Below are 23,895 nucleotides of genomic sequence, written 5' to 3'. Positions count from 1 at the left end.
TCGCCTTTGCACTACAGATTGCACATCCCTGCGCTCGAATGAGCACATCCAAAACAAAAAGGAATAGGTCATGACATTTCATCTTAAGCCAGTACGCGTCGGCCTGATTGGCGCCGGACGCATGGGCAGCTTCCACGCGGAAAACCTGGCCTGGCGCGTGCCGGGAGCGATCCTGGCGGCGGTGGCCGATCCGCAACCGGGCGCGGCCGAAGCGCTGACCAACAAGCTGGGCGTCGCCAAAGCCTACAGCGATCTGCATGCGCTGCTGCAAGATCCAGAGATTGAAGCGGTGGCGATTGCCGCGCCGGCGCGTACGCACGCCGAATGGGTGATCGCCGCCGCCAAGGCCGGCAAGCATGTGTTCTGCGAAAAGCCGATGGCGGTAACGCTGGATGAGGCGGATCGCGCGATTGCTGCCGCGAAAGCGGCTGGCGTGGTGTTGCAGGTCGGTTTTAACCGCCGCTTTGATTCAGGTTTTGCGGCGGCGATCGCCGCAGTGAAAGCAGGTGAGAATGGCACAACGCAGCTGAGCCGATCGTTGACGCGCGATCCCGGCCTGCACGATCCTTCGCGCATCCCGCAGTGGACGATCTTCCTCGAAACGCTGATTCACGATTTCGACACGCTGTTGCATTTCAACCCTGGCGCGAAGCCGGTGGAAGTCTATGCGCTGGCCGATGCGCTGGTGCGTCCGGATTTCAAAGACAAAGGCTTGCTCGACACTTCGGTGGTCACCATTCGCTTTGATAACGGCGCGATTGCCACCGCTGAAGCCAACTTCCAGGCGGTATATGGCTACGACGTGCGCGGCGAAGTGTTCGGCAGCAAAGGCATGCTGCAGGCGGGCCACATCAACGTTAACAACTGCGTGCGCTATCACCAGGATGGCATCGCGATTGAAACCTCACGCATGGATTCAGACCTGCTGCGTGAAGCCTATGTGGCGGAGATGGCGGAATTTGCCCGCTGCATTCGCAGTGGCGAGACACCGCGCGCTACCGGTGAAGATGCGCGCAACGCGCTGGAGATCGCGCTGGCCTGTATCGACTCGGTGCAGCAGCAGCAGCCGATCAAACTGGGAGGTCGCTAATGGCCGGTTATCAGCTGTCGGTATGTGCCGAAATGGTGTTTCTCGATCTGCCATTCGCCGAGCGCGTGAAACGCATTCACGAACTGGGTTTTGGCGTCGAAATCTGGGGCTGGGCCAACAAAGATATTGATGCGCTGGCAGCAACCGGCGCGCGTTTCACCTCGATGACCGGCTACGTCAGCGGCAACCTGACCGACGATGACGAGATCCAGCAGCTGCTGCAAAGTGCCGAAGCGTCGCTGGCGGTAGCCGAACGGCTCAACTGTCCGGCATTAAACCTGCACGGCACCGGCCTGGATGACAAAGGTTTGCCGGTCAAACCGGTTGAAGTGGTGACCGGCGCGATGTGGCTGAAAGCCGCCGATACGCTGCGCAAGGTGGCGCAGCTGGGCGAGCGCGCCGGACGCGTCTTTACGCTGGAGAACCTCAACTTGCCGGTTGACCATCCCGGCACGCCGTTCGCGCTGGCCGCCGACACGCTGGCGCTGGTGGAAGCGGTAAACAGCCCAGCGCTGAAGATGAACCTCGACCTGTATCACGCGCAGATCGGCGAAGGCAATTTGATCGAACTGATTCGCCGCTGTGGTTCGGCGATTGGTGAGATTCAGGTGGCCGATGTGCCGGGGCGTCAGCAGCCGGGCACCGGCGAGATTAACTATCGCGCCATCGCCCGCGCGCTGCACGATGTCGGCTATCAGGGCACGGTTGCGCTGGAAGGCTGGGCCAGCGGCGAAAGTGGCGCCGCGCTGCAGCAGTTCCGCGATCACTTCACGCTTTAATTGTTCCACCGCCGGGTATTTGCCTGTTGCTCGGCGTTAACTCGATGAAATAAATAATAATATCTCAACCCTACAGGACTAACCCATGAACATCAGAAATGTGATGCTGTGCCTCTGCGCGCTGCTGCTCAGTCTGAGCGTGAGCGCTAAAACCTTCACCGTCGGCGTAGCGCTGGCCAACTTCGATCTTAACTTTGTTTCGATTCTGCGCACCCAGATGCAGGCTGAGCTAAAAGCTAATCAGCTCAACAGCCAGTTTGTCGATGCCAAAGGCGATGTGGCGCTGCAGGTGCAGCAGGTGGATGATTTTGTGAATCAGGGCGTCGATGCCATCATCCTCAATCCGGTGGATACCCAAGGCGTATTGCCGATGATTACCGCAGCGAAAAACGCCGGCATTCCGCTAATCTTCGTCAATCGTAAGCCAGAAGTGAAGTTGCCCACCGACATGGCGTATGTCGGTTCAGACTCGGCGTTAGGCGGCGAAATGCAGATGGAAGCACTGGCGAAGAAGATGAACTACAAAGGTAACGTAGCGATTCTGATGGGCGCGTTGTCGAACGAAGAAGCGCGCGAACGCACCCGTGCGGTGGAAGCGGTGATCGCTAAATACAAAGATATGAAGGTGATTGAGAAGCAGAGCGCCAAATGGCAGCGCAACGAAGCGGTGGATGTGGTGTCGAGCTGGCTGCTGAACCAGCGTCCGATTGACGCTATCGCGGCGAATAATGATGAGATGGCGATTGGTGCCATCATGGCGCTCAACCAGGCGAAGAATGAGAAGATTTTGGTCGCCGGTATCGACGGCACGCCGGATGGTCAGCAGTTCGTGAAGAACGGCAAAATGACGCTGACGATTTTCCAGGATGCAAAAGGGCAGGCGACCGGCGCGGTGCAGGTGACTAAAGCGCTGCTGGAGAAACAGAAAGTGCAGGAGTTTAACTGGATTCCTTATCAAACCATTACGCCTGAGAACTACGCGCAGTTCGCCGCGAAATAACCTTTTTAGCTGACGAAAACTCTCCTGCTTGCAGGAGAGTTTTACGCTGGAAACCAGATTTATTCCCCCTCCACTTCGCTTTATTTGCCTAACTCTGACTGATAAACTCCGGCTGCAACCAGAATCGCTTCTGGTTAATAATTGCTCAGGCACGATGCATTGACAGAACGCACGCGTTCACCCGGAGAAAAGTGCAGGATGGATAAAGACATTCTCAAGACCATTAATTCTCAGCACCTTTTCCCCGCGCAAAGCGACCGGCATATCTTTTTTGGTGTTGATGGTAAATTCATCGCCCACTCGTTGATTACCATCATGTCGATAATCAAGCATGCCGATGATGCGCGTTATCACTTTCATCTTATCTCTTCGGAAATCTCCGCAATTGATACGGCGCGTCTGGAAAAAGTATTCACCGGACAGTCACATGGATTAACGCTGCATCATATTCAGGACAGTCTGTTTAGTACTTTCCCCACTACAGAGCTGTTCACTCGCGCGACCTATTATCGTTTTCTCGCTCCGCTTATATTGCCTCATGCCGATAAACTGCTTTATCTCGATGCGGATATGGTTTGTCTGAATCCTCTCGACGAATTATGGCAAATTGCCATGCCATCCGAAGTGATTGCCCTGGTTGTGGGTGAGATTGCAGCACTGCAAGCGCAGTTGGCTGAAAATGTTGGCCTGCGTGGAAAACGCTACTTTAATGCTGGCATGATGCTGATTGATGTTCAAAAGTGGAACCGAGAGCAGGTGAGTGAACGCGCTTTTAATTTGCTCAGCGAAAAGGGAAAACAGTTCCAGTATCTTGATCAGGATGCGTTAAATACGTTGCTTGAAGATCGTGTGATATTTACGGAAGCTCGCTTTAATACCATTAACATGCTCTCACACGATGATAACGGTTATACGCAGGATGTGCCGCATAATACCTGCTTATTGCATTACGCTGGTGCTGATAAACCCTGGCAACAGTGGAATCAACAACACGTTGGCCATTACTATCGCGATCTTTATCAGATTTCACCGTTGGCAGATGTTCCTTTCGAAGCACCTAAAAACGCGCAGCAAGCGAAGAGAATGTATAAATATTTGTTCCGTAGCCATCAACGGTTATCGGCACTCTATTGGCGCATTAAGTATTTTAAAATGAGGTATTTTTGAGTGCAGACTTTACGTTTAAAGCCGCTGCTAACCGAAAACAATGTTTATCAGCTTTGCTTTCTGTTGTTGACTATGGCGTTTGCGACCTCGTTAGTTATTCCGGCATACCCTAAGAAAACATTCTATCTGGTCGGTTATTTAACGCTGTTTTTTCTGCTTGCTCAGGGAATAAAAAGAAAATTCGTACTGGATAAGAGTGCTTTTATCGTCGCCATTCCCATTTTGCTCTTGGGCTTAGTCAGGGTGATTTGGTCGCGTATTTATGCCGATGCGTATTTCAGTGATGTGGTGGATAACTATTTTCAGGGCGGGAAACTCTTCATTATCTCCGCTTTTGTAAGCTATTTTTTCATCGCATGGCGTCATTGTCTGTCGGAGAAAGTCTTGCGCATTAGCGTGTGCCTGTTGATTTTTGGTTTACTGCTGACGCTTGGTGCCGCTTTTTATGAGCACGCTCAGACACAGCAACGTATTAGATTACTCACAGATTCAGCTGGAACCGTTTCGTACCTGATCACGGCATTGGCTTTAACTGCACTGTTTATTGTCAATAAGGTGATCGTTCGCCGTCTCAATCAAATTCTGCTGTTCACGGCTATCTTTGTGGTGAATATGCTACTGATGTTCCTCACTGAATCTCGTGCGGCGGTATTGGTGTTGCCTGTTTTATACCTGCTATGTTTCTATCTGGTTCATCGCTGGGCGGGAAAATATTCACTGGTGATTCTAGTGCTACTCATTGCTGGTGGCCTGTTCTTGATGCCAAGCTCTATTATGCATCGCCTGGACAATATCCAGAACGAGATCGATAGTTATCAAAAAAATAATGACACCTCGATTGGTGCACGTTTCTCGATCTGGAAAAGTGGCTATCACAGCGTCTCCTGGTCGCTGCTGGGGCAAAGTCCGGATGACAGAACGGATAAAGCACGCGCTTATATTAAAGCCAATGAACGTGCTAATCCTGAAGCCTATAAAAATGTCATGTATCACTTGCATGATGACTTATTAGAAACGCTTTCGCTGCAAGGGATCGCCGGTGCCGTCACCCTGATTATTTTTTATGTTGGGTTGATTATGGTGGCTGTACGGCGTCAGGCATTGGATGTCGCGCTGCTGCCTGTTTCCATTTTTATTTTCGGTTTAACTGATACCGTATGGATACAAAGCAGTTCGGTGTTTATTCTGATGGCCTCGATTATTATGAGTTATGCGCTGATACAGCGTAAACCCATAACCAATAAATAGACTTTGTAGGGTCGCCATTTATGGCGACCGCTTTACTCAACAATTCAAGCCATCCCCCGCAACTTCATCCTTAGATATTTTTTCTTCAAACTAAACCTGACTTTACTATCCATTAGGAATGAAACCAAAGGCACGTGCTCTATTGCCTGCTTCACGACACCTTTTTCATGCTCATCGCTGATTAACGGATAAAATTTATGCGCCAGATTGATCCAATGGCAAGCGAGCAAGTTACGGTATTTTTCACCTAACACAGCATCCATCTGTTGCGTGGCTTTAATCAGCATCGATATTTTATTGGCATCCAGCGCGCTGGAGAGGCTTTGACCCCGTTTAAAATAAAGATAAGGCCCATATTTTGCTAAAGAGATCTTTTCACTGGCTTTCAGGATAGAAGGAAATAAATACGCATCTTCATAGCAGGTGAAATCGGGAAAGTGATTATCGGCAAACAGCGATCGTCTAATAAACTGACCAATGAAGTGCGCCTGAATATCGCGATGGATAAGGAATTTTTCAATCACCTGATGCTGCGATAAGGCAGTAACCTGCAAACCGTTCCACATTAGCGGCTGCGGCTTACTTTCATAAACTTCATTCAGCGGCGCCAGCAGAATATCGGGTTGTTGTGCCTGCAAAAACCGCACGATGTCAGCAAAGGCGTGCGGCAGAAGCTGATCGTCGCCATCCAGCATAGTGACATAGTGGCCGCTGCATTTGCTGACGCCAAAATTTCTTACCTTGCCGATGTTACGGAGCATCACGTCAAAGATTTTCACATGGCTGAATGAAGCGGCAAAGGTATGCAGCAACTCACCGGTATTGTCCGTGGATGAGTCGTTCACCAAAATAATCTCGACAGCATCCTCAACGCCCGTGCAGGCCTCTTTAAGGCTGTTTAATGTCTCGGCAATATACTTTTCGCAATTATGAGCCGTGACCAGGACGCTGAGCGTGCAGGGTGAATCCATCATTAGCCTCTATCCGTTAACAGCCTGTGTGGCGAACAAGTCTATCGTTTTCTGTGCTGAAGGGAATGAAATTGTGTTGCACGGCTTCGGTGATACTCCTCACAACTCCACACATCATTAATTACCGTAACTAAACTTTCGCGCCGCTCCGCCGATGTTTTTACCACTGAGTCCGTGCGCTTTGCCCCAGGATTTTGGGGCTCTACGATCAACTTCTGGTGTGGAAAAATGTCATGATCGCAACGCCCTTGTCAGGCCCGGCGGCTTCGCCGGTGGAAATGGTTTCGCTCAAACGTATTGCCCAGCGCGCGGATAGCCTGGCGGTGATCCTCTGTTGGGCGCTGTTGCCGATTGCACTTGGCGTTGGCTGGCTCAATGACAGCGTGCTGGTGGCGCTGATTGCCGGCTTAGTGCTGGCGCTGCTGGCGACGTTTTTTGGCACCGCACTGCGCGGTACGCTCACTTCACGGCTGGTGTTATCCACGTTGTTAATCGGCTGGGCGGGCTTGCTGATTCAGGTAGGCGGCGGCGAAACCGAATACCACTTCTCGGTGTTTGTGCTGATGTGGGCGCTGCTGGCATGGCGTGATGTGCGCCCGTTATTGATGGGTGCTACGGCGGCCGCCACGCATCATGTGTTATTCAATTATCTGCAGGAAAATGATCTGTTCGGCGTGGTGGTGTTCCATCATCCGGGCTGGGACATGGTGTTTTTCCACGCGCTGTTTGTGGTGGTACAAACCGCGATGCTGCTGGTGATTGCGCGCCAGATGGCAGCCGATGCGCGCTCCGCCAGCGAAGTGGCGCAACTGGCGGCCCACATCAATCAGCAAGCCGGTTATCTCACGCTGAGTGCCGATACGCAGCAGAGTGAAACGCCGTTTGCACGCACCTTCAGTACTACGCTTGGCACCATGCACGGCACTTTGCATCAGGTTAGCGACGGCGTAGGCCTGTTGCTGGCGGAGTCCGATAGCATTCTTGAACGCAACGCCGCGCTCTCGACGCGCACCGATGAACAGGCGCAGGCGTTGGAAGTGGCGGCCAGCGCGATGACGGAAATCAGCATCGCCGCCAGCTTAACCCGCGACAAAGCGCAGAGCGCACGCGAGCTGGCGAGTGAAACCCGCGTGGTGGCGACGCGTGGTGAAGAGAATATTCAGTCGGCGATTCGCTCGATGGAGAAAATCAGCGAAGAGTCGAGAAGGGTGAAGATCATTCTGGAGCTGATCGACGGCATTGCCTTTCAGACCAACATTCTGTCACTGAACGCCTCGGTGGAAGCGGCGCGCGCCGGTAATCACGGACGCGGTTTCGCCGTGGTCGCCAGCGAAGTGCGTAATCTGGCGATGCGCAGCGAAAGTGCGGCGCGTGAAATCCGTCAGCTGATGGATGCCAGTTCAACCAGCACCGAGCACGGCACCGTGCAGGTGGAGCATGCGGCACAAACCATGCGCGAGATTCATAGCAGTATTAGTGGGTTATCGCAGCTGGTAACGGAACTGTCGGAGATGAGTGAGCAGCAGAATTTGAGCATTGAGCAGATTCAGCAGAGCATCAATAGCATCGATCACAGCGTGCATCATAACGTGCAGCATGTGGCGGAAACGTTGCAAGTGGCGCAGCAACAACAGCAGCAGGCCAATGCGTTGAAGCAGGCGATTTCGTTGTTTAAGTTGGGATAGAAACGTCATGGCGTAATGCCGATCAGTTAAGCGCAGAGCGACTTTCGTTCGCCATGTGCTTAGGCAGTTGCAGCACTTTCGTGCAGCGACCGAGCAAAGGGCGTCTGGCCACGCCCTCTGCACTCCCGGGCCTTGCGTCAGCCCAACCCGCCGCTGCGCGGTACCTTCACTCATTCACGATTCCTGACGGACCGGTGTCGATTCGCTCCTGCTCAGCGCCACCTCTCGCCGCATCCTTGCGGCTCGCCCTGGAATCCCTCATTCGTTCAGCGGAATGGGATGTCGCCTCAACACCCACGCTGCAGCAGTAGTGCGAATTATTAACTCACAACCGCTATAAATCTCGTCGGGTTGCCAATCATGGCGGCCTGGTGCGCATGAATGCGCACCCTACGAAAACCTCGCCAAACACTGTAGGGTCGCCATTTATGGCGACCTGGTTAATCACTGCGCGGACGCGCTTACGCGACGCCATTCACCAGCAGCACGCGGTACTTCGCGCCTTTCAGGCGATGCGCTTTGGCTTCCTGATACGCCGGGCTGAAATACCAGCCTTTCGCCGCCTCAGCATCCGGGAACTCCAGCACCACCACGCCTTCCGCTTCCGGGCCTTCCAGCGTTTCCAGCGCGCCATAAAACGCCAGCGGGGTGATCGGGTGATCGCCGCGCGCCTGGCCGGCTTTCTCGGAGTACTTCGCCAGCTCGTCTTTGTCTAAGGTTTCGTCCTTAATAAACACCACATATGCAGCCATTACTTCTCTCCTCGCGCCTGGCGTTTGTCTTCAGTGTTGTTATCGAAATCGGCGGCATCATGGCGCTCCAGCAGCTGATCCTGCGGCTCGGCACCAAAGGCGCGATTCACTTTACGACCACGAATCACCGCCGGACGCTCAGCAATCTCTTTCGCCCAGCGCACCACATTTTTGTACGACTGCGCATCAAGGAATTCGCTGCCGCCATACTGGTTGTTCAGCACCAGATTGCCGTACCACGGCCAGGTGGCGATATCAGCAATGGTGTATTCGTCACCGGCGAGGAAACGATTGTCGGCCAGCTGACGATCCAGCACATCCAGCTGACGTTTGGCTTCCAGCGTGAAGCGGTTGATGGCGTATTCGATTTTTTCTGGCGCGTAGTGATAGAAGTGACCAAAGCCGCCGCCGAGGTACGGCGCAGAACCTTGCAGCCAGAACAGCCAGTTCAGGGTTTCGGTGCGGCCCGCCAGCGAGGTAGGCAGGAAGTGGCCAAACTTCTCAGCCAGATAGAGCAGGATGTTGCCGGATTCGAACACGCGCTGCGGTGGCGTGACGGAATGGTCGCTCAGCGCCGGGATTTTCGAGTTCGGGTTTACATCGACAAATCCGCTGGAGAACTGATCGCCATCGCCGATACGGATCAGCCAGGCATCGTACTCAGCGTCTTTGGCACCGACCGCCAGCAACTCTTCCAGCAGGATAGTAATTTTCTGGCCGTTTGGCGTGCCGAGCGAATAAAGCTGCAGCGGATGTTTGCCGACCGGCAGGGCTTTCTCGTGCGTCGGCCCGGCGGTTGGACGGTTGGTTTTCGCGCCGTTACCTTTGGCTTCCGGGTCCCAGGTCCAGACTTTCGCGGGCTGATACTGATGTTCCGACATAGTGGTTTCGCCTTGTTGTGTTTGTATTTTTGCTGCTACTGAGTGTAGCAGCGCGTGATACAGGCGATTTAACCGCGCTGGCGGTGCGACGCAAAGTCCGATTATGTAAAGTTCTCTTGCGTAAACAGCATAAAGTCCACTTTACCGGGCTGATAGGTGTCGGGAATCTCGCCCTCTTCCAGATGTCGCAGCATCAGCGTTAAGGCCAGCTGGGCATGGCGCAGGGTGTTTTGATCGAGGGTTAAGGTCAGCACGCGATCCTGCAATAGCCTGCGCGTGGTGCTGTACAACTCGTGCGTGACGTACAGCACTTTGCCGTCGAGCCGATGCCGCGCCAGCGCTTCGTGCACCTGCGTATTGCCAATGCCGGTGTTATACAGCCCAACAATCGGCGGCGAGGCGGCCAGCGTTTTTTCTAACAGGCGGCTGATGCGTTCGCGTTCATCCTGACCGGCAAGAATCTCGCGCAGGCGCAGCTGCGGAAAGCGTTCGGCCAGCACCGCCTGAAAACCCTCAATGCGCAGGCGATGCGCTGCGTAATCGGCGCGTCCGCTCATCAACACCACTTCACCCGGCTGCGACAGCATGCTGCCGAGCATCAAACCGGCGGTGCGTCCGGCTTTGTATTGATCGATGCCGACGTGGCACAGCCGCGCGGCATCGGGCAGATCGGCGACCAGGGTGATCACCGGCACGCCACGCGCTTTACAGGCGGCGAGCGCATCGTAGATCAGCGGGTTTTCATGGGCGAAGACGATCAGCGCGTCCATCTTTTTACTGCTGGCGGTGATGTGCGCGGCGAGTTTCTCCGGCGCGTTTTCCGGGATTAGCGTGCGATGCAGACGCAGACGGCGATAACCGAGTTCGTCGGCGAGTTTGGCAAAATCTTGCGCTAGTTGCTGGAAGAAGAAGGAGGCGTTACCGCTGAGCAGCACTTCGATCTGCCACGGATGGCGATGCTCCTCGGGCAGAATGCGTTTCAAACCGGCGTCACGCGCTGCCTGCAGGATTTTTTTGCTCATGGCGGGCGATACGCCGCCGCGATCGTTGACTACCCGGTCAACCGTGGCGACACCAACGCCCAGTTGTTTTGCCAGCTCGGCCAGCGTCACTGCTTTCATGTTGCGTGCATTCCATCAGAGCGGGCCCTCATCCTAACCTTCTCCCGCCAGCGGGAGAAGGGACTGTTTTGTTCCCTCTCCCCGTGGGAGAGGGCTAGGGTGAGGGCATCAGCCCGCACTTACCTTAACCCAACAGCTCACGCTCAATCAGCTCACGGGTTTCCACCGCCTGATACTTCATCTTTTCCGGATAGCCAAACAGCGCCGCTGAGATAATCGACTCGCCGCCGACCTTAAAGGTGCGGTTGGCGAAATTCATCTCGCGCAGCGCTTCAAACAGCGCATCGAAATTCACTTCGCCTTCACCGACCGCCACGTGCTGGTGGATGGTGGCATCCACGCCTGGCGGGTTGACGATATAGCGGCAGTGTTTGGTGTGGTTCATGGTATCGGCGATCAGCATATGCGACAGATCGTCGCCCGCGTAATGCAGCATGTTCTTCACATCGCCCACGCCTTTGTCGTAATAGAAGGTGTGCGGTGCGCTGTAGATGTACTTCACGTTTTCGCTGCGGAACGACTTCACAATGTCAGCGGTTTCGTTGCTCTGCTCGCAGAAATCCCACGGATGCGCCTGAATTTCAACGCGGATGCCTTCACGTTCGATGATCGGCAGCAGCTCTTCCATCGAGCGATAGAACATCTCTTCACAAATTTCCGGCTCGTTGGGATTGCCCGACAGCTCGGTGTTGATCACCTGCACACCCATTTCGACGGCGATCTCGATCATGCGTTTCCAGTTCTTCACCGCCGCCTGACGACGCAGTTCATCCGGGCCAGACCAGCGATAAACGGTGATAAACGAGGAGATTTCCAGCCCGGTGGCATTCAGCGCATTTTTGTATTCGCGCATGATTTCACGGCTGGCTTTCGGATGTTTATAGAACGGGTTGATCTGCGGATGCGGCGACTGCTCGATGTACTTGTAGCCCCATTCCGCCACCTGATGCACCATGCGCGTGATGCCAAGATCCCTGATTACATCCACATCAAAAGCGATTTTCATAGTTTTCTCCTGAGCGTTAAGCGGTGCGCTCTTCATTAAAGACCACACCGATCTGCTGTCGCACTTCATCCATCGCGTTCAAGGTCGCCAGCGAGGTGGCAAGCGGACGCACAGGTGAGTCGGTCAGGCCCTGATGAATACACCAGGCGGTATGTTCGATTTCATGACTGAGCTGAATATAGCGATTAGCCGGTTCTTCCCAGCGCAGCGTGTGGCGGCCATCGCTGGAGGTCAGACGGAAGTTACCCGGCGCGTAAAACTGGCCGTCGAGATAAAGCGTGGCATCACGACCGGCGATTACGGCGGTGCCAGGCGTGTTGCTGAACAGCGTGGTATTCAGCACCGAATGCATGCCGTTGGCGTGGGTCAGCAGCATCGACGCCTGTCCGTTGACGCCACCCGGCGCGGGCTGGCCCACGGCGGTAATGCTAGCGGGTGCACCGCCGACCAAAATACTCAACCCCAGCAGATAACTGCCGAGATCCAGCATGGTGCCCCCCGCCAAATCTGCATTGAAAATGCGGTGATCTTCGGTGAAGTACTCGCCATGATCGGCCAGCAGCGTATGAACGTCACCTAATGCGCCATCGGCTAACAGCTGGCGAATCACATCGTATTTCGGCGCAAAGTCGCACCACATCGCTTCAACGCACAGGCGCTGCTGCTGTTGTGCTGCCTGTTGCAGCTGCAAGGCTTGCTGCGCGTTGAGCGCCAGCGGTTTTTCAATCAGCACATGTTTGCCAGCCTGCAAGGTTCGCAGACCGTCGTTGAAGTGGTGATTGTGCGGCGTGGCGATATATACCACATCGACATCGTTGCGGCTGAGCAACGCATCAATGCCTTCCACCGCATGCGGGATTTCCCATTTAGTGGCAAAGGCTTGCGCTTTATCGAGGCTGCGCGAAGAGACCGTCACCAGCTGCTGCTGCGTATGGTGGCGCAGCGCGTTGGCAAAGTGATCGGCAATCCAGCCGGGCCCGACAATGCCCCAGCGCAGCGCAGGAATTTGATGGACAGGATGACGACGCGGGACAGGTAAAGTGGTAGGGAACATGGTATCTCCGTTTATTCGACCTTTTTAAGGCAGATCGCGTTAAATGTAGGAAGAGCCAACCGCAGTCTCTACTCTTTTTCTGATGTGAAACCATCAGCCTAAACCGCCTTTAATGCGCCAATAAATATCAAACATTTATTCTGAATGGTATGGAAATGAAATGAGTTATTTCTTTTTTGCGAGGGCGATCAAAATACTGAGAGATTCTCTATCACTCAATGCCGTTTAATGATGATTTCTGCGTTTGAGGATTGGTGATTTATCGCGGGTTAGGGCATTATTTTTGATAATTTATTATCATTTTTTAATCTGGAAATAGCGCATGAGTAAAATCACTATGACCGCGATTGCCGCCGCTGCCGGTGTTGGCGTGGCGACCGTTGATCGCGTATTAAACCGTCGTGCGCCGGTGCGCGCCGCGACGGAGCAGAAGGTGCTGGAAGCGGCCAATCGCCTCGGCTATCGCATCGGCAATGTGCCGCTGCTGAGCGGCATCGCGCCCGCCTCAAGCGTAACGCTGCGCATGGGCTTTATCCTGCTGTCAAAATCCTACTCGTTCTATCATTCCCTCACCGATGCGCTGCGCCAGCATACGCAGCCGTTTCATCCGGCAGGCAGCGAACCGCTGTTTACCTGGCACGACATTGATGATGTGGAAGCGGTGGTGGCCTCGCTGTATGCGCTGGCCGAGCAGGTGGATGCCATTGGCCTGGTCGCGCTGGATCACCCGCTGATTCGCCATGCGATTGAAAACATATCGCGTCAGGGCGTGCGGGTTTATGCGTTGTTTTCCAACTTTTCACCGTGCGGCCACGCTGGTTATGTCGGTCTGGATAACCAAAAAGCCGGGCGCACTGCCGCGTGGATTGCCACGCATCTGTTGCATCAGCCGGGCTCGGTCGGTGTGCTGGTGGGCGACCATCGCTTTATCTGTCAGGAGAGTAATGAGATCAGTTTCCGCTCCTATCTGCGCGAACAGGACAGTGCGCGGCGCGTGCTGGAGCCGCTGAAGACCAATGAATCGATTGATGGCGGCTACCGTTCCACGCGTCAATTACTGGAAGAACATGCCGATTTGGCGCTGATCTTCGCGCCGTGCGGCGGTATTGAGGGCGTGATTCACGCGTTGCGCCAGCAGCCGCAGCGCAAGGTGGCATTGATTTGTCATGGTCCGGTGAAGGAGGGCGAGCTGGCGCTGATTGATGGCACCATTACGGTGATGATCCGCAACCGCATCGACGAAATGGCCATGCGTTTAGCGCAGATGGTGCAGCAGCATCATGCGGAGCCGGGCGATCATTTCACCCAGATCATCCTGCCGTTCGATATCGTCACGCGTGAAAACCTGTAAAGCGCGTCATTGCTGGATTTGATGTGTTTTCTATCATTTTTATGATGCGAAATACTATGATCGCTATCAAAAAATGAATGTTTCATGGTTGTTGGCGATGAAATATTTGTTTGATACTTGCGCTATCCACTACCGCAAGGAACGATCATGACTATTCATATTGCTAACGCGCCCTGTAGCTGGGGCGTTGATGACCCGAAAAATCCTTTCCTGCCGCCGTGGCAGAAAGTCCTGAGTGAAGCGTCACAGGCCGGTTATAAAAGCATTGAGCTGGGCCCGTGGACCTATCTGCCGGTTGAACCTGCCGAACTGCGCCAGCAGCTGGAAGCGCACGACCTGTCGCTGGTGGCGGGCACCATCTTTGATGATTTGGTGAGTGAAGCCAATTTCCCGGCGATGGTTGAGCTGACGCACAACATTTGCCGCAACCTGTCGCTGGTGCCGACCGCCACCAAAACCCATGTGGACAACAAACCTGCGCCTTATCTGGTCATTATCGACTTCGGTAATCCAGAACGCGCCAAATATGCCGGTCAATCCGACAAGGCGCCGCGCCTGTCAGATGAGGAGTGGCAGCGCATGATGCAGCACATCACCACGCTGAGCCAGATTGCCTGGAACGAATATGGCGTGCGCGCGGTGATCCATCCGCATGCCGGCGGCTGCATTGAGTTCGCTGACGAGCTGCAACAGCTGGTGGAAGACATCCCACACGAGGTAGCCGGTTTGTGCCTCGACACCGGGCATTTGTACTACTCCGGCATGGATCCGATTCCTTATCTCAGCCTCTACTGGGATCGCATCGATTACCTGCACTTCAAAGATGTTAACGACGCGGTGTGGCGCGACGTGATAGCGCGCGGCGTCGATTTCTTTGCTGCCTGCGCAGAAGGTGTGATGTGCCCGATTGGCAAAGGGGCGATTGATTATCCGGCGGTGCGCGCCTTCCTGGCAGAGCGCAATTATCAGGGCTGGATCACCGTCGAGCAGGAGCGCGATCCGCGCGATGCCGACACCAGCCTGCGTGACGTCACCGCCAGCCTGCACTATTTGCAATCGGTCGGATTCTGAGGAGAACAGCATGATTAACGGCATTAAAGCTCTGGATCGCTCGCTGCGCTGGGGCATGGTTGGCGGCGGCGGTACCAGCCAGATTGGGTATATCCACCGTTCGGCGGCCACGCGTGACAACAACTTCACGCTGCTGGCGGGCGCCTTCGATATCAACGCCGAGCGCGGCCGCGCCTTTGGTACCTCGCTGGGAATTGACGCCGATCGCTGCTATGCGGATTACGAAACGATGTTTGCGGCAGAAGCGGCGCGTCCGGACGGCATTGAAGCGGTATCGATCGCTACGCCTAACAACACGCACTTCACCATCTGCCGCGCCGCGCTCAATGCGGGTTTGCATGTGGTGTGCGAGAAGCCGCTGTGTTTCACCGCCGCCGAAGCCGATGAGCTGGAACAGCTGTGCGCCGAGAAGAAGAAAATCATCGGCGTGACCTACGGTTATGCTGGCCATCAGCTGATTCATCAGGCGCGCGAGATGATTGCGGAAGGTTTGCTGGGCGAGATCCGCATCATCAACATGCAGTTCGCGCATGGCTTCCATAACCAAGCGGTTGAATTACAGAACGAAAGCACCAAGTGGCGCGTCGATCCGCGTTTCGTCGGGCCGAGCTATGTGCTGGGCGATTTGGCGACGCATCCGCTGTTTATCGCTGAAACCATGGTGCCGCATCTGCAGGTAAAACGCCTGCTGTGCAGCCGCCAGAGCTTTGTCAAAACCCGTGCGCCGCTAGAGGATAACGCCTTCGTGATGATGGAGTACGACAACGGCGCGGTCGGCACCATGTGGGCATCGGCGGTGAACTGCGGTTCGATGCACGGCCAGAAAGTGCGGGTGATCGGCGAGAAGGCCAGCCTGGAGTGGTGGGACGAACAGCCGAATCAGCTGCGCTATGAAGTGCAGTGCGAGCCGGTGCAGATTCTCGAGCGCGGCATGGGTTATCTGCATCAAAGCGCACTGGCTGACGACCGTATTGGCGGCGGGCATCCGGAAGGATTATTTGAAGCCTGGTCCAATCTTTATCGCCGTTTTGCGCTGGCAATGGATGCTACCGATCGTGGCGATCGGGCGTTCCTCAAGGACTTTTGGTATCCCGGCGCGCATGCCGGTTTGATGGGTGTGCGTTGGGTGGAGCAGTGCGTGAAATCCGCCGATGCGGGTGCGGTGTGGGTGGATTGTTGAGATAGGTGCGGTGATTGGCAAGGTCGCCATGAATGGCGACCCTACAAAGGGTAGGTGCGGTTATTGACCAGGTCGCCATAAATGGCGACCCTACAATTAATTAGAACGCAAATCGCTGAGAAAGCGTTGCGCGCGCGGATGCTGCGGCTGGGTGAAGAACTGTTCCGGCTGTGATTTCTCCAGAATCTGTCCCTGATCCATAAACCAGATGGTATCCGCCACTTCACGGGCAAAATTCATCTCGTGGGTCACGCACATCATCGTCATTCCTTCCTGCGCCAGACCGCGCATCACCGACAACACTTCGCCGACCATCTCTGGATCGAGCGCCGAAGTCGGTTCATCGAACAACATCACCGGCGGCTTCATCGCCAGCGCGCGGGCAATCGCCACGCGCTGCTGCTGGCCGCCAGACAACTGCGCCGGATAGGCATCGGCTTTATGCGCTAAGCCGACGCGTTCCAGCAATTCACCGGCCTGACGACGCGCCTCGCTGCGCTTCACGCCCAGCACTTTCATCGGCGACATCATGATGTTCTCGGCCACCGACACATGCGGGAACAGGTTGAAGCTCTGAAACACAAAGCCGATGCGCGTGCGCAGTTGATTGAGGCGCGTGCTGCTGCCGTGAATATCGGTGCCATCAAACACGATCTGGCCGTCATCGATGGGTTCCAGGCGGTTAACGGTGCGGATCAGCGTTGATTTGCCCGAACCGGACGGGCCGCACACCACCACCACTTCACCGGGATTAATCTCGGCGCTCAGGTTGGTCAACGCCTGATACGCGCCGTACCATTTGTTGACCTGATTAAACATGATCATCGGTCCCATGCGGTTTCCTTATTGCGAAGAGGTTTTAGTCAGCATCACCGCAGGCGCTATGCTGGGCGTTGGCTGCGGCGGTTGACGACGTTTCTGCGCAATGTGCGCTTCGAGTTTATTGGCCAGCCAGGTAAGGCTGAAGCAGATGAGGTAATAGCTCAGCGCCACAATGGCGAACACCTGGAACGGTTTGGTCAGCAGCTGATTGCTCACCTGATTGGCAGCAAAAGTCAGCTCCGGCACGTTGATCACGTAGCCGAGCGTACTGTCTTTAATGATCGACACCAGCTGGCTAACCAGGCTCGGCAAGGTGTTGAACAGCGCCTGCGGCAGAATCACCAGACGCAGGGTTTTCAGGTGGCTCATGCCCAACGCGCGCGATGCTTCGTATTGGCCGTGCGGCAACGCCTGAATGCCGCCGCGCACGATCTCCGCGATATAGGCACTTTCATAGATCACCAGCGTACACAGCATGGTGGCGAAGCCGCTGATGTTGTGGCCAATCAGCAGCGGCACACAGAAGTAAGTCCAGAACACCACCATCATCAGCGGGATGCCGCGCAGCAGGTAAACCCAGCCGGTGGCGGGCCAGCTCAGCCAGCGCCACGGCGACAGACGCGCCAGGCCTAGCAGCACACCAATTGGAAACGCCAGCAGCACCGCCAGCACCGAGATCAGTAGCGTACAGAGCACGCCGCCAATCGGACCGTTCGGGTATTGGCCCATCAACAGCAGCATGCCGTTGTCATGCAAAATGGTGAAAATCTCAAACATCGCCATTACCTCGCATAGACGCGCTGGAAGCGGCGGGCCAGCAGTGCGCCAAGGCCCATCAGCAGCAGGGAGAAGAACAGATAGCCCACGGTCGCCACGATGTAGGATTCGAAGGTACGGAACGTTTGGTTCTCAATATCGCGCGTCACATAGGTCAGATCCGCCACGCCAATCACCATCGCCAGGCTGGTGTTTTTAAACAGCAGCACCGTGTGGTTGATCACCGCGGGCAGCGCGTTGCGAATGCCCTGCGGCAGAATCACGCCGCGCATGGCGCGCACGTAGCTCATGCCCAGTGCGCGCGCGGCTTCGTTCTGGCCGTTGGGAATGGCGCGCAGGCCGCTGCGGATATCTTCAGAGAAGTACGCCGCCTGACACAGGCCCAGCGCGGTGAGGGAGAACAGGAACTCGGCGTTGTAGTTGTTGATCCACATCTGCAGCGCTTCCGGCAGCAGCGTGGGAATGGCGAAGTACCACATCATCAACTGGATCAGCGTCGGCACATTGCGGTGATAAGAGACATAGGCTTTGACCAGCCCGACCGCGATGCGGTTTTCAGTCAGACGGATCACCACCAAAAGCAGCGCCAGCACCATTGCCAGCAGCCAGGCACCCAACGCCAGTTCAAGGGTGATCACCGTTCCGTCAACGATCATCTGGCCGTATTGGCCGGTTATCACACTGCTGAAATCGAGAGCCATTCTGTTACCTCATGGTCGCAAATTACGCGCTGTGGTCGCCCGGTCGCATAGTGGAAAGACCGCCCGGCACCTGCAGCGTTGGGGTGATTTCGATGTTGCCAATATTCACCGCCAGCGGTGCCGCGAGCGCGAAGGCGACGCAGTCGGCGATATCTTTGGCCTGCGGCAGTTCAAAGCCATCAATGAAGCGGCGGCGCGCCTCTTCGTGATCGCCTGACACGTTGCCGAAGATGTCGGTGGCGACGCGGCCCGGACAGATTTCGGTGATGCGCACGCGTGCACCGTAGCAATCGACGCGCAGCTGGCGCGAAAGGGCATGCACACCGGCTTTGGTGGCGTGATATACCGAGTTGCCGTTGAAGTTGTAGATGGCAGCAATTGAGGTGATGTTGAAGACGTGGCCGCGATCGCGTTTCACCATGCCCGGCACCAGCAAACGGCACAGATGCAGCACCGCACGCAGATTGACGTCAACCTGGGTTTCAATCACGTTCTCATCGGCATCAAGGATCGATCCCGGATGCGACAGGCCCGCGTTGTTGACCAGAATGTCGATTTCGAGATCTTTGCACAGCGCGGTCAGCGCGTTGACGTCGCTGACATCCACCGCGTGCGGAATACAGCCGGTACGATCGGCCAGCGCCGCCAGTTGCTCTTTACGGCGCGCCACCGCGTGCACGGTGATGCCCTCTTTGCACAAGCGCTCAACGATCGCTTCGCCCATTCCCGCGGATGCGCCGGTTACCAGCGCGGTTTTGTAATCTGAAAATGGCATCTGCCTCTCCTCGTTATGGCGTCTTTTGACTGTATGCAGTTATGCCGCAAGGGCATAAGACATAAAAATTTTGAGGCAATAAGCGCCCCTTATAACCCTGTTCGCCCGCCATTTATGGCGACCGAAACGTCAACAGGTCCTCGTCATACTCCACCGCTGACAAATGCTCTGCCGCGAACGACTGCACCGTGCCACTATCCGGACTGATCACCGGCACATACAGCGGCCCAACCTGCACCAGCGCCACCACTTCACCGGCCACAATCTGCTGGCCGGGCGCGACAAAATCCTGCTGGCTATGCGGATGGCGGCGCAGCAGCGTGCCGGGCATCGGTGCGCCGATGCGTTGCGTGATGGGGAGGATTTCAGCGGCGGGAACCGTGGCAGGCGCGGGCGCGGCTGGCGTGGCGGCGAAGGTCAAGCGCACCGACCAGTGCTTGCCATCGAGCGCCAGGCTGTTCAGCCCGGAGGATTGCATCTTGCGCGCCAGCGCGCGCAGCGTCGGCAGCGGTATTGCGGTTTTATCCATGGAATTCCCGTCAAAGCGAAACACGCCCGCCAGAGCGGGCAAAATCGTAATCTAGCGCGTTCGCAATACGGGCAGTAAGAGGGTTTCGCTTTGCGGCAATAAGCGGGACTTATCCCACTAAGGTCAGTGGATGATTCTCAACGTTGCGGCGCGACATCAGCGACAGCAGGATCGATTTCACCGCTTCGGCCGGCTGTGACAGCGGCAGGTGATCCGACATGCAGAACGACAGCGATACCTGCACATCCGGATCGACGATCTTCGCCATCCACGCATCGCCGCTTTTCAGCATCGCGCGCGCAGCGGATTCAGGCATGATGGTGGTGCCGAGACCGGCGCTCAGGGCGGCATTCAGCGTGGTTTGTGACTCGATCTCGCATTTCACGCGGTACTGCAGATTGTTGTGTACGAAGGCATCGTCGAGCACTTTGCGCATGATGTTATAGACGCGCGGCAGGAACAGATCGTATTGCGCCACCTGCGCCAGCGGGATCTCTTTCACCGGTTGCGCGAGGCTGAACGGGCAGACGAAGTAGAGATCCTCTTTCATCAGCGGCATAAAGCGCAGGCCGTGAATGGTGCGGTGATCGTAAATCACTGCCATATCCATGCGGCCATTCATGATCAGTTCGCTCAGCGTGGTGCCGAAGTTCTCATTGAAGTAGAGCACGATGCCGGGATGCTGCTGCTGCACTTCCATCATTAGCGGCAATGCGAGGTTTTGTGCGGCGGTGCCCGGCGCTAAACCAACGGAGACGCTGCCGCTCAGCGAAGCGCCAACCAGCTCAATGGCACTTTGTGCCTGTTCGCACTGGCGCAAAATCGCCTGCGCGTGGGAATAGAGCGTTTTACCGGCTTCGGTCGGCGTCACGCCGCGCTTGGTACGAATGAGCAGTTGCTGATTCACTTCCCCTTCCAGCGTAGCCAGCTGCTGGCTCAGCGCGGGCTGGGCAATATGCAAAATATCGGCGGCTTGGGTAAGGCTGCCCACATCAACAATTTTAACAAAGTACTTCAGGCGACGAAGATTCATGAACGCTTCCTCCAACAGAACGCATAGCGGGTATCAAGCAAACTTGATGCCAAAATAAGCTTTCGCGAGTGAACTCAGACAGGAGGGTAGAGCCACAGTGCCTCCTAAGGCCGATGCTGAGTTGGACAGTTGCCGTGACGGCGAGGGTAAAACAGCGACCTTTGCACTGGTATGGTGCGATTCACTCATTAGATTTGGCGATGATGGGAGTGAGTAAACGGGCATTGCGCGCTGTTAACCGGCACTCAAAGTAACACTCTATTAACATTGCGTCAGGCGCTGGCGCGTGACCTGCCGCGCATTTCCACATCAGGCTCGTCACCTTTATGGCGAAAGTGTGCGGTCGGTTCAGTCATCGCTTTGTGTTATATCACCACAACAAAGCACTATTAACCGACGCTTCGGGCAAAAACCTATCCTCTGGTAAACGTCGTGTTTGCAGCTTGCTGCAAGCCGTTCATGCTGACACTGAGCCAGGATTAACCCATGCCCGAGATAGCCGATCGATTAAAGAATGTCACCGTTTCTGCCTCTGTTGCTATGACCCAAAAGGCCCGCGATCTCGCCGCGCAGGGCATTGATGTGGTAGCGCTTTCCACCGGTGAACCCGATTTCCCCACGCCACCTCATGCGATTGAAGCCGCTTACGCCGCCGCGCGCGCCGGAGATACGCGCTATCCACCTACCGACGGCACGCCAGCACTGCGCAAGGCGATCCAGCTGAAGTTCAAACGCGATAATCAGCTAGATTACGACGTCAGCCAGATCCTCACCGCCGGCGGCGCTAAGCAGATCATCTTTAACGCGATCCTCGCGACCATTAATCCGGGCGATGAAGTGGTGATCCCGACGCCGTCGTGGATCAGCTATGCCGATATCGTCAAATTCGCCGGTGGCGTTCCAGTGGCGCTGCCATGTGCGCAGGAGAACGGCTTCAAGCCGCTGCCTGCCGATTTAGATGCTGCCATCACCGACAAAACCAAATGGCTGCTGCTCAACTATCCGAGCAATCCCACCGGTTCGGTGGCGAGCAAAGCGGAGCTGCACGCGCTGGGCGAGGTGCTGTTGCGCCATCCGCAGGTGTGGATCATGACCGACGATATCTACGAACACCTGATTTATGACGATGTGCGTTTTTACACGCTGGCGCAGGTTGAGCCGCGTCTCTATGACCGCGTACTGACGGTGAACGGCGTGTCGAAAGCCTGGTCAATGACCGGCTGGCGTTTGGGCTTTTGCGGCGGCCCGGCACCGTTGATCAAAGCAATGAGCAACGTGAATACGCAGAACAGCGGTGGCGTTTGCACCTTAACCCAGGCAGCGGCGGTAGCGGTGCTGGAAGGCCCGCAGGATCTGCTGCAGGAGCGCGCGCACATCTATCGTCAGCGCCGCGATTACGTGCTGGAGCGCCTGACGTCGATTGACGGCCTGCGCTGCCACAAACCGGAGGGTGCGTTTTATCTGTTTGTGAATATCGCGGGTTACATTGGCAAAACCAGTGCCGGTGGCCGGTTGATCACTAATGATGCCGATTTTGTGCTGGCGCTGATTGAGGAGCAGCACGTGGTGACAGTGCAGGGCGAGGCGTACGGCATGAGCCCGTTTATCCGGTTGTCGTATGCCACGAGCATGGAGCGGTTAGAGACGGGATGCGATCGTATTGCGGCGTTTTGTGGTGGTTGTGTTTGATGTCCAGGTCGCCATAAATGGCGTAATGCCGCTCAGTTAAGCGCAGAGCGACTTTCGTTCGCCATGTGCAAAGCAGTTGCAGCACCTTGGTGCGGCGACCGAGCAGAGGGCGTCCTGGCCACGCCCTCTGCACTCCCGGGCCCTGCGCCAGCCCAACCCGCCGCTGCGCGGTACCTTCACTCATTCACGATTCCTGACGGACCGGTGGCGATTCGCTCCTGCTCAGCGCCACCTCTCGCCGCATCCATGCGGCTCGCCCTGGAATCCCTCATTCGCTCAGCGGTTTGGGATGTCGCCTCAACACCCGCGCTGCAGTAGCAATGCAATTTTCTGACTCACAATCGTGACTAATTCCGTAGGGTCGCCATTCATGGTGGCCTGGTGCGCATGAATGCGCACCCTACGAAAAACCCGTTCGGGTACTGTCATTGTTGCGCGATAACTTCTGCGGCCGGAGCGACCTGATGGCCGCAGGCTTCGATTTCGCTGCGCACAATGGTGGCGAGCGCCAGTGAACCTGGCGTGTCGCTGTGAACCAGAATCGAGCGCGCTCGCACCGCAATCTCTTCTCCTTCAATCGTCGTCACCGTGCCGTGCTGCAAAAACTGGCGCACGCGGGCGCGCAAGGCGGCTTCCTCTTTGATCACCGCACCGTTAATGCCGCGTGGAACTAAGCGGCCTTGTGCGTCATAGGCGCGGTCCGCCAGAAACAGCGTCAGCGTCTTCAGGCCAGCCGCCTGCGCGGCGGCTTCGATGATGGTATCGGGCTGGGCGAAGATGATCAGATCGCTATTGATGCGCGCCACCAATTCCATCACCTGTTGCGCCAGCGCGGCATCGCGGTTGACGATGTTGCCCATCGCGGCGTGGAAACTGAAGTGGGAAACATAGGTGCCTTCCGCGCGGGCAATCGCCGTGAGCGCGCCGAGCTGATAGGCCACTTGCTGGCAAATCTCTTCGGCGCTAAACGGCAGTTCGCGGCGGCCAAAACCCTGACGATCCGGTAAACCGGGATGCGCGCCAATCCCAACGCCGTGTGCCTTCGCCAGCCGCACCATGTTGCTCATGATCGCCGGATCGCCGGCGTGAAAGCCGCAGGCAATATTGGCCGATGACACCACTTTCATCAGCGCGGCGTCATCGCATAGCTGGTAAACGCCAAAGCCTTCGCCCATATCGGAATTCACATCTATCTTCATGCCTGGTTTCCTTG

The 23,895-nt window shown here is 55.9% G+C and carries 23 protein-coding genes; 10 read left to right on the top strand and 13 right to left on the bottom strand.

The window, feature by feature from the left end:
- Positions 1-70: 70 nt before the first annotated feature.
- The 5 genes from FHW71_RS12745 to FHW71_RS12725 all read left to right on the top strand — a co-directional run bounded on the left by FHW71_RS12745 (position 71) and on the right by FHW71_RS12725 (position 5,284).
- On the top strand, positions 71-1,090 hold the full coding sequence (locus FHW71_RS12745) for a Gfo/Idh/MocA family oxidoreductase (RefSeq protein WP_154182562.1): 1,020 nt from the start codon (positions 71-73) through the stop codon (positions 1,088-1,090).
- Entirely contained in the window at positions 1,090-1,869 is a 780-nt protein-coding gene (locus tag FHW71_RS12740) for a TIM barrel protein (protein WP_179451858.1), read from the top strand. The genes FHW71_RS12745 and FHW71_RS12740 overlap by 1 nt, the downstream gene beginning before the upstream one ends.
- Before the next feature lie 85 nt (positions 1,870-1,954).
- Positions 1,955-2,869 (top strand): substrate-binding domain-containing protein, encoded by a 915-nt coding sequence (locus FHW71_RS12735; protein WP_101762333.1) that lies wholly within the window; start codon positions 1,955-1,957, stop codon positions 2,867-2,869.
- A gap of 198 nt (positions 2,870-3,067) precedes the next feature.
- A complete protein-coding gene (locus FHW71_RS12730; RefSeq protein WP_179451859.1) occupies positions 3,068-4,036 on the top strand; it encodes a glycosyltransferase in 969 nt (322 codons plus the stop codon).
- On the top strand, positions 4,037-5,284 hold the full coding sequence (locus FHW71_RS12725; protein WP_179451860.1) for an O-antigen ligase family protein: 1,248 nt from the start codon (positions 4,037-4,039) through the stop codon (positions 5,282-5,284).
- 44 nt (positions 5,285-5,328) lie between these two features.
- Here FHW71_RS12725 and FHW71_RS12720 read toward each other — a convergent pair whose 3' ends face one another.
- Positions 5,329-6,258: a glycosyltransferase family 2 protein gene (locus FHW71_RS12720; protein ID WP_179451861.1), complete on the bottom strand. Its 930-nt coding sequence runs from the start codon at positions 6,256-6,258 to the stop codon at positions 5,329-5,331.
- A gap of 230 nt (positions 6,259-6,488) precedes the next feature.
- On the opposite strand from FHW71_RS12720, the gene FHW71_RS12715 reads away from it, so the two are divergent.
- On the top strand, positions 6,489-7,940 hold the full coding sequence (locus FHW71_RS12715; RefSeq protein ID WP_179451862.1) for a methyl-accepting chemotaxis protein: 1,452 nt from the start codon (positions 6,489-6,491) through the stop codon (positions 7,938-7,940).
- A 461-nt stretch (positions 7,941-8,401) separates the two neighbouring features.
- Here the strand turns inward: FHW71_RS12715 and FHW71_RS12710 are convergent, their stop codons facing one another.
- From FHW71_RS12710 to FHW71_RS12690, 5 genes are all read right to left on the bottom strand, one after another.
- The gene (locus tag FHW71_RS12710; protein ID WP_179451863.1) at positions 8,402-8,692 is read right to left on the bottom strand and encodes a DUF1330 domain-containing protein; all 291 of its coding nucleotides are present in this window, start codon (positions 8,690-8,692) and stop codon (positions 8,402-8,404) included.
- Positions 8,692-9,573 (bottom strand): glutathione-dependent disulfide-bond oxidoreductase, encoded by an 882-nt coding sequence (gene yghU / locus FHW71_RS12705; RefSeq protein ID WP_008106935.1) that lies wholly within the window; start codon positions 9,571-9,573, stop codon positions 8,692-8,694. The genes FHW71_RS12710 and yghU overlap by 1 nt, the downstream gene beginning before the upstream one ends.
- A gap of 101 nt (positions 9,574-9,674) precedes the next feature.
- Positions 9,675-10,694: a LacI family DNA-binding transcriptional regulator gene (locus FHW71_RS12700; RefSeq protein ID WP_179451864.1), complete on the bottom strand. Its 1,020-nt coding sequence runs from the start codon at positions 10,692-10,694 to the stop codon at positions 9,675-9,677.
- A 124-nt stretch (positions 10,695-10,818) separates the two neighbouring features.
- Complete coding sequence (locus FHW71_RS12695; protein ID WP_007888450.1) at positions 10,819-11,700, bottom strand: sugar phosphate isomerase/epimerase; 882 nt, start codon at positions 11,698-11,700, stop codon at positions 10,819-10,821.
- 16 nt (positions 11,701-11,716) lie between these two features.
- Positions 11,717-12,754, bottom strand: coding sequence for a Gfo/Idh/MocA family oxidoreductase (locus FHW71_RS12690; protein WP_179451865.1), 1,038 nt, complete (start codon positions 12,752-12,754; stop codon positions 11,717-11,719).
- 322 nt (positions 12,755-13,076) lie between these two features.
- Between FHW71_RS12690 and FHW71_RS12685 the strand changes: the two genes are divergently transcribed.
- The 3 genes from FHW71_RS12685 to FHW71_RS12675 all read left to right on the top strand — a co-directional run bounded on the left by FHW71_RS12685 (position 13,077) and on the right by FHW71_RS12675 (position 16,356).
- Positions 13,077-14,105 carry a LacI family DNA-binding transcriptional regulator gene (locus FHW71_RS12685; RefSeq protein ID WP_179451866.1) on the top strand — a complete coding sequence of 343 codons (1,029 nt, stop codon included), beginning with the start codon at positions 13,077-13,079 and terminating at the stop codon, positions 14,103-14,105.
- Between the two features lie 147 nt (positions 14,106-14,252).
- The gene (locus FHW71_RS12680) at positions 14,253-15,176 is read left to right on the top strand and encodes a TIM barrel protein (RefSeq protein ID WP_179451867.1); all 924 of its coding nucleotides are present in this window, start codon (positions 14,253-14,255) and stop codon (positions 15,174-15,176) included.
- A 10-nt stretch (positions 15,177-15,186) separates the two neighbouring features.
- Complete coding sequence (locus FHW71_RS12675; protein WP_179451868.1) at positions 15,187-16,356, top strand: Gfo/Idh/MocA family oxidoreductase; 1,170 nt, start codon at positions 15,187-15,189, stop codon at positions 16,354-16,356.
- 96 nt (positions 16,357-16,452) lie between these two features.
- Here FHW71_RS12675 and FHW71_RS12670 read toward each other — a convergent pair whose 3' ends face one another.
- The 6 genes from FHW71_RS12670 to nac all read right to left on the bottom strand — a co-directional run bounded on the left by FHW71_RS12670 (position 16,453) and on the right by nac (position 20,993).
- The gene (locus FHW71_RS12670; RefSeq protein ID WP_286176210.1) at positions 16,453-17,190 is read right to left on the bottom strand and encodes an amino acid ABC transporter ATP-binding protein; all 738 of its coding nucleotides are present in this window, start codon (positions 17,188-17,190) and stop codon (positions 16,453-16,455) included.
- A gap of 9 nt (positions 17,191-17,199) precedes the next feature.
- Positions 17,200-17,955, bottom strand: coding sequence for an amino acid ABC transporter permease (locus tag FHW71_RS12665; protein WP_179451869.1), 756 nt, complete (start codon positions 17,953-17,955; stop codon positions 17,200-17,202).
- 5 nt (positions 17,956-17,960) lie between these two features.
- Positions 17,961-18,656: an amino acid ABC transporter permease gene (locus tag FHW71_RS12660; RefSeq protein ID WP_179451870.1), complete on the bottom strand. Its 696-nt coding sequence runs from the start codon at positions 18,654-18,656 to the stop codon at positions 17,961-17,963.
- A gap of 22 nt (positions 18,657-18,678) precedes the next feature.
- The gene (locus FHW71_RS12655) at positions 18,679-19,431 is read right to left on the bottom strand and encodes an SDR family oxidoreductase (RefSeq protein WP_008106954.1); all 753 of its coding nucleotides are present in this window, start codon (positions 19,429-19,431) and stop codon (positions 18,679-18,681) included.
- 112 nt (positions 19,432-19,543) lie between these two features.
- Positions 19,544-19,960: an acetyl-CoA carboxylase biotin carboxyl carrier protein subunit gene (locus tag FHW71_RS12650; protein WP_179451871.1), complete on the bottom strand. Its 417-nt coding sequence runs from the start codon at positions 19,958-19,960 to the stop codon at positions 19,544-19,546.
- 109 nt (positions 19,961-20,069) lie between these two features.
- A complete protein-coding gene (nac, locus tag FHW71_RS12645; RefSeq protein WP_049851333.1) occupies positions 20,070-20,993 on the bottom strand; it encodes a nitrogen assimilation transcriptional regulator NAC in 924 nt (307 codons plus the stop codon).
- A gap of 486 nt (positions 20,994-21,479) precedes the next feature.
- Between nac and FHW71_RS12640 the strand changes: the two genes are divergently transcribed.
- Positions 21,480-22,682, top strand: a complete 1,203-nt coding sequence (locus tag FHW71_RS12640; protein WP_179451872.1) for a pyridoxal phosphate-dependent aminotransferase — start codon at positions 21,480-21,482, stop codon at positions 22,680-22,682.
- Between the two features lie 425 nt (positions 22,683-23,107).
- On the opposite strand, the gene FHW71_RS12635 is transcribed toward FHW71_RS12640, so the two are convergent.
- On the bottom strand, positions 23,108-23,881 hold the full coding sequence (locus FHW71_RS12635; RefSeq protein WP_179451873.1) for a 5-oxoprolinase subunit PxpA: 774 nt from the start codon (positions 23,879-23,881) through the stop codon (positions 23,108-23,110).
- Between the last annotated feature and the right edge of the window lie 14 nt (positions 23,882-23,895).

Origin of the sequence: Enterobacter sp. Sphag1F, from assembly GCF_014193275.1 — a bacterium.
Lineage (GTDB): Bacteria > Pseudomonadota > Gammaproteobacteria > Enterobacterales > Enterobacteriaceae > Pantoea > Pantoea symbiotica.
This window is presented reverse-complemented; position numbering and strand designations above follow the sequence as displayed.